At 54.9% G+C, this 6,774-nt stretch carries 9 protein-coding genes; 7 read left to right on the top strand and 2 right to left on the bottom strand.

Annotated features, from left to right (window positions below; all coding sequences use genetic code 11):
* Positions 1 to 276 precede the first annotated feature (276 nt).
* The 7 genes from IG627_RS15485 to IG627_RS15455 all read left to right on the top strand — a co-directional run bounded on the left by IG627_RS15485 (position 277) and on the right by IG627_RS15455 (position 4,841).
* Positions 277 to 672: a hypothetical protein gene (locus tag IG627_RS15485; protein WP_193193297.1), complete on the top strand. Its 396-nt coding sequence runs from the start codon at positions 277 to 279 to the stop codon at positions 670 to 672.
* A gap of 159 nt (positions 673 to 831) precedes the next feature.
* A complete protein-coding gene (locus tag IG627_RS15480) occupies positions 832 to 1,266 on the top strand; it encodes a hypothetical protein (RefSeq protein ID WP_193193296.1) in 435 nt (144 codons plus the stop codon).
* Positions 1,267 to 1,374: 108 nt separating this feature from the next.
* Entirely contained in the window at positions 1,375 to 1,851 is a 477-nt protein-coding gene (locus IG627_RS15475) for a hypothetical protein (protein ID WP_193193295.1), read from the top strand.
* A 159-nt stretch (positions 1,852 to 2,010) separates the two neighbouring features.
* Positions 2,011 to 2,562 (top strand): YdeI/OmpD-associated family protein, encoded by a 552-nt coding sequence (locus IG627_RS15470; protein ID WP_193193294.1) that lies wholly within the window; start codon positions 2,011 to 2,013, stop codon positions 2,560 to 2,562.
* 45 nt (positions 2,563 to 2,607) lie between these two features.
* Positions 2,608 to 2,856 carry a hypothetical protein gene (locus tag IG627_RS15465; protein WP_193193293.1) on the top strand — a complete coding sequence of 83 codons (249 nt, stop codon included), beginning with the start codon at positions 2,608 to 2,610 and terminating at the stop codon, positions 2,854 to 2,856.
* 249 nt (positions 2,857 to 3,105) lie between these two features.
* Positions 3,106 to 3,465: a cupin domain-containing protein gene (locus tag IG627_RS15460; RefSeq protein WP_193193292.1), complete on the top strand. Its 360-nt coding sequence runs from the start codon at positions 3,106 to 3,108 to the stop codon at positions 3,463 to 3,465.
* A 311-nt stretch (positions 3,466 to 3,776) separates the two neighbouring features.
* Positions 3,777 to 4,841, top strand: a complete 1,065-nt coding sequence (locus IG627_RS15455) for a peptidase M42 (protein ID WP_193193298.1) — start codon at positions 3,777 to 3,779, stop codon at positions 4,839 to 4,841.
* A gap of 3 nt (positions 4,842 to 4,844) precedes the next feature.
* Here the strand turns inward: IG627_RS15455 and IG627_RS15450 are convergent, their stop codons facing one another.
* Together IG627_RS15450 and IG627_RS15445 are read right to left on the bottom strand one after the other, a co-directional pair.
* The gene (locus IG627_RS15450) at positions 4,845 to 5,153 is read right to left on the bottom strand and encodes a hypothetical protein (protein WP_193193291.1); all 309 of its coding nucleotides are present in this window, start codon (positions 5,151 to 5,153) and stop codon (positions 4,845 to 4,847) included.
* Between the two features lie 148 nt (positions 5,154 to 5,301).
* Complete coding sequence (locus IG627_RS15445; protein ID WP_193193290.1) at positions 5,302 to 6,747, bottom strand: coniferyl aldehyde dehydrogenase; 1,446 nt, start codon at positions 6,745 to 6,747, stop codon at positions 5,302 to 5,304.
* Between the last annotated feature and the right edge of the window lie 27 nt (positions 6,748 to 6,774).

Here is a 6,774-nt window from a genome sequence, read left to right as displayed (position 1 = left end):
AACACTCAGAGGTCGCACTCGTCTATTGGGTATGTATCACCGCATGAATTTGAGTGTAAAATCAATTGCTAACAACATGGTGTGTGCAAAACCGGGTTAAGTCCCACGGCTTTTTCGTTGCGGCTTCGCCTCCACTACAAAGCCGCGCGTGCTGCGGGCGTTATTTTTCATTGGTAACAAAGGCATGGTTGTGTTAGAGCCAGAATTTCCCCTAGGTACTTTTACTGCCTCCTATGTTTTGTTGTTGCCGCATCGGTAGGTCTTTATGCATTGTTTGTGAAAGGTGGCTATCGAGTAAGGACAAAGGGCGACAGAATTCTTGTATTATTTTTATCGTTTTTGATGATTGGAATTCTCTACCAGGCACTTGACCCCGTTAGTCGACATTTATCGTCATTTTCTGATTTACGTAATGGTCGGTATTTACAGGTTAACGGGATTTTAGAGAAGTTTTATTCGCCTAACGAGATTCACTCTGGAAACCTTTACCTTGTAGATAGTGAAGGAAAAAAGAATATTCTCAGGGTGTTGAAGATAGATCGCTCGCCAAAAGGGGGGTGTATAAATAGGGGGATAAAAAATGTAGCTGGGCTAGTCGGCAAACAAATTGAAGTTAAGTATAAGCTTATAAGTTATGAAGCTTGCATTTTATCAGTAGAAATTTCTGAATGATGACTTTCCGGAAAGTAGAGGATAATAACAAAGCCATGAACTTTGCGCCTGACGGCGCCGGACAGCCTACGCTTCGCTCCGGCTGCCGGTTATGGCAACGTTAGCTGCGTCAGGTAAAGAAATGGCAGTCTCGTTAGAAATTTGTTAAGGAGGAAATAAATGAGAAAAACTCTAATCTTCTTGTGTGCCTTTTCCATTGCTGGGTGCGTTTCAGCTCCAAGCTCAGTAGTGTATAGGGGCATGACAGTTGAAACTTTTAGCCCCGCCGCTGGATGCGGTACGTTAACTTTGGATCAAGATTGCTCCCAAGTTTCCGGCGCAACAAGAAAAGTTGAAATTCACGGTATTAATCTAAGAGTTTCTGGTGGGTCAGCAGGAAAAGTTGTACTCGTAATGTCAATGCCTAAATTTATTCCAGATGAAAAGTCACTTGAAGAAGGATCTAAGGCCATAGAAGCCCTGTTCAAGAAAGAAGGCGTAAATATCATTTCCACGAAAGTCATATATGGAAGTGGAAAGATATTTGGTGTTCACTATACGCTTGACGGAGATGGTTATAGTTATCTAAGAAGACTGTCAGTAGAAAGCAGCTAACAGGCCAGGCTGCGCGCCTCCGAAGGACGGACTGCGCAATACGCTTCGCGCAAAAAGTGCTACGGCTGACTCTACTAGAAACGTTAACTGTCAGAAGGAATTGACCTTATGAGAATTGTCTGGTTTTTAATGATATTGGCATTTTCATACTCTGCAAAGTCTGATCCAAGTAGTGATTTTGATAAGCTAAAGTCTCTAGTTGGAGATTGGAAAAAAGAGGGGAGTGATGGCAGCGACTTCTATATTTCATTCCAAAGTGGCGCTAATGGTAGCGTGCTTATGGAAAACTGGATTTATAAAGACGCTTCGCATTCCTTTACTGTGTATCATCTAGATGGGGGGAGCTTGCTTGCTACGCATTATTGCCCGCAAGGCAATCAGCCTAGATTGAAAGTCGAAAAATCGAGTGATCCAAATATCATTTCCTTCGAATTTCAAGATGCTACAAACCTTAAAAGCCTGAAAGATAGTCACCAGCACTCGCTTTCTTTTGAGTTTCTAGATAACAATACAATTTTAAGAAATGAGAGCTACAGTAAAGCCGGGAAGCTAACCCCAACGAGTCTGAATCTAGTCAGGCAGTGAGACCAGTTAACAAGCGGCTGTGTCCGAAATTTCGTTCCGGCAGTGAAAAAGTACTGACGATTGCTGACCGAGCTCTCTCTGTCAGCGAGATGTAAATATGCTATGAATAGAAAAAACAATTCCTCTCTAATTTATTGCTAGTTCATAGGTTGACACGCTATGAAGAAAAGCGATACAACAGCTCAATTTAAAGCCAAGCTGCTGCGTCCGATCAATGCAAGTGCAGATGCGCCGTGGGCTTTTGTGGTTCTGCCTCAAGACGCGAGTGCCAAGCTTCCTAGACGCGGAAGAACGACTGTCGTGGGAGCTATCAACGGTCATGTATTCCAGGCTAGGCTCGAACCCGATGGCCAACTGAGTCACTGGTTGCGGGTGGGCCAGGAACTGCTCGATGCTGCAGAAAGCACTTATGGCGATATTGTGGACTTCGAGATCATGCCCGCTGAACAGGAGCCGGAACCAGAGGTTCCCTCCGATCTACAGGAAGCCTTGGCTGCGGCGCCCGAGGCGCACTCCGTCTGGGAGGCCACGACGACCATCGCGCGTCTTGACTGGATACACTGGATTACTTCAGCCAAGCAGCCAAAAACTCGGGTAAAGCGCATTGATGACGCCTGCAGAATGCTTGCGTCCGGGAAGCGGCGGGTTTGTTGTTTCGACCCATCTGGCTACTACAGCAAGGCTTTCCGTGCTCCCAAAGCGGTAAACTGAGATATATATTGAAATATGACTGCAAGGAGAAGACGCAATGAGCGGATGCGCAGGAGAGAAGAGGCCCGTAAGGTTTTTTCCGATAGGTCGCACTATATTGCTTCAGCATTGAGTTCGATGCTTTTCTCTGTTTACCTTATCTACGATTACTTTTCCGATGGCATTCTGATCATTAGGGGGCGGGAAGTTCCGGATCTTCTCGCATTGGGGGTTATTTCAGTATTCTCCATTTTAGCAATTGCCTTGGCGCTTGGTGTCTGGCGCGAGATTGCCGGCGCAGAGAGGAGTGTATAGCAATACGGCCGATATGACGTCCCCGGTATTGGCCACTTATTTTGCCTGAATTCAGGCGCCACCTCTGTCGAGTGGTCTAGCGTGCGTATGGCGGTTTGTCGTTTGTGCACTCGATGCCCGGGTTCTACTGAAGCTACACTTTCCCTTTGTCGGTAAATCGGATTCTGGTACACCTTGTTGTGCTGGTGTTGACTGGCCCATAGGGCCGGGTCCGGTGAGGTGTGCGGAGTTGTCTACAGGGTGAAGGCAATGGATAAGGCAGAATTAAAAAGCTTCGGTGATCCCGATGAGGTGCGCGAATTCCCGAAGGGGCGCGTGGAGCTGGTGAAGATCGGGGGCGGTGTGGTGGGACGCGCCATTTTCGAGCCCGGTTGGCGCTGGTCTGAGTCGGTTCAGCCGATCGCCGGCACGGATCAATGTGAGGCGCCACACTTCCAGTACCATGTCTCTGGCACCTTAATCGTGCGCATGGAGGATGGCACCGAGCTCGAGTGCAGGTCTGGCGATGTCTCGCTGCTTCCGGCGGGGCACGATGCCTGGGTGGTGGGCGACGAGCCTGTCGTAGTGGTCGATTTCCAGGGCATGGTGGAATACGCCAGTGCCGAATAACCAGTGCGATCCGCCGGGGGCGCATAGGGTAGCTTGAAGCCCAGTGCCGGGGATCCATTGCTGATGAACTCGCTGGCGAATGATCGCGTTGGCACTGCCATCGGCCAGACTCTCCTTCTGATATCTGCTGATGCTATTTCAACCTCGCAATGGTATCGCTGGCGCACCGGGTTCGGGGATATACTGCCGGGAGTGAGGGGTAGGTGAGTTGCGGCACGGCGTCGGTCGCGGTCCGGTGATTCGCACCCGGCTGCCCGCTGCCACCGACCGGTGACCCCTTGCGCCCCAAGGCTTTCGGAGACCTGCTGTCCATGCAGAAGAAGGATGCGTTTTTCGATCTGTTGAAGGTGTTGATCCGCAGTCCCAGTGTGGTGGGTGCGGAGCACTCTTTTTTCCGTGTCCTGCAGCGGGAGCTGGAGGAGCGCGGGGCCAGGGTGACCTGGTATGAGGGACTGCTGGTGGCCCAGGGCGCGCGCCCGGGTACCGCCATGTTCTCCGCCCATATCGACCGTCACGGGCTTGTCTGCACCGGCCCGAACGAGTTCCAGTACGCGGCCTTTGTCGCCGGCAATCGCTCGGATCTGCTCGGTAACTCGGTATCGGAAAAACTGATGCGCAAGATCGTCGACCGCTTCCAGGCGGTAGCGGTCACGGCCTACGAACCCTGGTCCGGTTCCTATTTCGGCTCGGGGGTGATCAAACGCACCTATGTGTGCGAATACCGCAACAACCTGATCTTTGAGGTCGACGGCCTGGAGCACCTGGTGGCGGGAACGCCGGTGGCCTTCAGCGATCGCCTGAGCATCAGCGACGGAATTCTGAGTGCGCAGCTGGACAATGTGCTCTGCGCGGCACATCTGGTGCACCTGTTCGCGCTGGGGTTCCAGGGCACCGCTTTTTTTACCGCCCAGGAGGAAGCGGGCAGCAGCTGGCGCTATCTGCTGGAGTGGTTCCGCCGTTTTAACGGCGGCACCGACAAGCTGGTGGTGGTGGACACCAGTCCCTATCCGGATCGCGAGACCGCCGATCGGCAGCAGGTGGTGCTGCGCCGGCGCGACGTCAACGCCGGCTTCCACGAGGGCACCACGGCGATGCTGGAGGAACTGTGCCGGCAGCGGGGGATAAGCTTCGGTTACAAGGACGCCTATATCGAGGAGCAGAATCGCGCGGCCGTTGCACAGGGCAGTGAGCCACAGTCACTGGGCAGTACCGAACTTGGGCGCATAGTGGCGGCGTCCGGCGGATTCGTGCAGGGCACCACGCTGCAGATTCCCACCACTGGTTATCACACCATGGAGGAATCCTCGACCCTGGAGGCGAACGAGGCCTTCAGCCGGCTGCTGACGCAGATTGCGGAAAGGTACGGTGCCCTCTGACGGTCAGCCCCTGTCCGGGCGGTCGGAAATGATCAGTCCGCTGTCCGGGTCCACTTCCAGCGCGCGCCTCTTGCTGCCGTACCTCGCCTTGATCTTCCAGCGACCACCGACAAACCTGGCATCGGTAATCGGCTGGAAACCGAGGCTGTGCAGTTTGCTGCGGATGGTGGAATAGTCCAGTGCTATGACTGAAGGTTCAGCGCCGTAGAGGTCGGGGCTGTCGTAGATGGGCGCCGGTGTATTGGGGTCTATGCCCGGCGGTATCGGAAAGGTGAGCGCGTTTACGAGCAGGACCGTTGCGACGAAACTCATGTATGGCTCCTCACTACCCGGAAACCTTATTGGTAATGTGGGCGGCGGGGAGTCACAAGGAATAAACAGGGCCGTAGGGTGCGCCTTGCGCACCACCTCGGATTTTGCGTGAATCATTGGTGCGCGCGGCGCACCCTTCGGGGAGGAGTCAGCGGGTCATGCGCAGCATCAGGTCCATTAACCGCTGGGCGGTTTTGCCGTAGGGCGGCATCAGTAGTTTGAGTGGGTCCAGGGGGCCCTGTTGGAACACCGGGCGCAGTTTGGAAAAGGTCAGGAATCCCTCGTAGCCGTGGTAGTGGCCCATGCCGCTCTCGCCGACGCCGCCGAAGGGAATATCGTGCTGGCCCACGTGCAGCACGCAATTGTTGACCGAGACACCCCCGGAAATGATGCGCTCGATATAGAAGTCGCGCAGGACCTTATCTTTCGTAAACGGGTAGATGGCCAGCGGGCGATCGCGGCCGTTGACGTAGTCCACCACGGCCTCTTTGCTCTTATAGGTTTTTATCGGCAGCAGCGGGCCGAAAATCTCCCGCTGCATCACTTCCATATCCTCACTGACATCCAGCAGCAGGTGCGGCGGGAACTTGCGCAAACTGTCGTCGCGGCTGCCCTGTCCGCCGGACAGGTCGATGACGGTGGCCCCTTTTTCCCGGGCGTCGTCCAGGGTCGCCCAGAGGCGCCGGTAGGAGGCGTCGTCGATCACCGATGTGTAGTCGGCACCCTGCAGGTCCGGGTAGCGTTTCTGCACCAGCTGCCTGGCCTTGTCGACAAAGTTGTCCAGGCGGTTTTCCGGCAGGAACAGGTAGTCGACGGTGGTACAGATCTGCCCGGCGTTCATCAGTTTCCAGAAGAGTATGCGTTCGGCGGCGGTGTCCAGTGAAAAATCCGGCGCAACTATGGCCGGCGACTTGCCGCCCAGTTCCAGGGTTACCGGGGTCAGGTTGTCGGCGGCGGCGCGCATAACCTTGCGCCCGGTGGCGGTGGAGCCGGTAAAGATCAGGTGATCGAACTTGAGGCTGGAAAAGACCGGTCCCACGCCGCCGCTGTCCGCTACAAATGCGAGCTTTTCCCGCGGGAAGTAGTCGCCGCTGATCCGCTGCAGCAGCTCCGCCAGCCGGCCGGAGTTGTTGGACATTTTCACCATGGCGCGGTTGCCGGCGGCGAAGATGCTGGTCAGCGGGGCAAAACTCAGGTTGACCGGGAAGTTCCACGGCACTATCACGCCCACCACACCCAGCGGCTGCGGTATCACCCGGTTGGAAGAAGTGGGGAAGGCGGTGAGGTCGATATGACGGCGCCGCGGTTTCATCCACTTTTTCAGCCGTTTGACGGTGTCCTTGATGCCGTCGAGCACCGGGTATATCTCGCTGAAAAGGGTCTCCTGGCGGGAGCGGTTGCCGTAGTCGGCGCTGATCGCCTGTACCAGCGCCTCCCGGTGGTCGCGCAGCATGCGCGCCAGGGCCTGCAGGTCCTGCACCCGGCTGCGGTAGTCTGGCACCGGGGCGGCCAGGTAGGCGCGGCGCTGCCGCTCGAGCAGCTCCTGTAGCAGGGTGAGGTCGACATCGTTGCGAGTCAGTGTCTGTGTGGTCATGGCATCGTCCGGTGGAATTGTCGTTAT

It is taken from the genome of Microbulbifer taiwanensis, assembly GCF_014904815.1.
In the GTDB taxonomy this organism is placed as follows: domain Bacteria; phylum Pseudomonadota; class Gammaproteobacteria; order Pseudomonadales; family Cellvibrionaceae; genus Microbulbifer; species Microbulbifer taiwanensis.
This window is presented reverse-complemented; position numbering and strand designations above follow the sequence as displayed.

Bases quoted from the DNA above. Each gene is read 5' to 3' on its own strand.
- IG627_RS15470 (WP_193193294.1), top strand. From the start codon at position 2,011: ATGAAGAAAAGCGATACAACAGCTCAATTTAAAGCCAAGCTGCTGCGT.
- IG627_RS15455 (WP_193193298.1), top strand. From the start codon at position 3,777: ATGCAGAAGAAGGATGCGTTTTTCGATCTGTTGAAGGTGTTGATCCGC.
- IG627_RS15480 (WP_193193296.1), top strand. From the start codon at position 832: ATGAGAAAAACTCTAATCTTCTTGTGTGCCTTTTCCATTGCTGGGTGC.
- IG627_RS15465 (WP_193193293.1), top strand. From the start codon at position 2,608: ATGCGCAGGAGAGAAGAGGCCCGTAAGGTTTTTTCCGATAGGTCGCAC.
- IG627_RS15460 (WP_193193292.1), top strand. From the start codon at position 3,106: ATGGATAAGGCAGAATTAAAAAGCTTCGGTGATCCCGATGAGGTGCGC.
- IG627_RS15450 (WP_193193291.1), bottom strand. From the start codon at position 5,153: ATGAGTTTCGTCGCAACGGTCCTGCTCGTAAACGCGCTCACCTTTCCG.
- IG627_RS15445 (WP_193193290.1), bottom strand. From the start codon at position 6,747: ATGACCACACAGACACTGACTCGCAACGATGTCGACCTCACCCTGCTA.
- IG627_RS15475 (WP_193193295.1), top strand. From the start codon at position 1,375: ATGAGAATTGTCTGGTTTTTAATGATATTGGCATTTTCATACTCTGCA.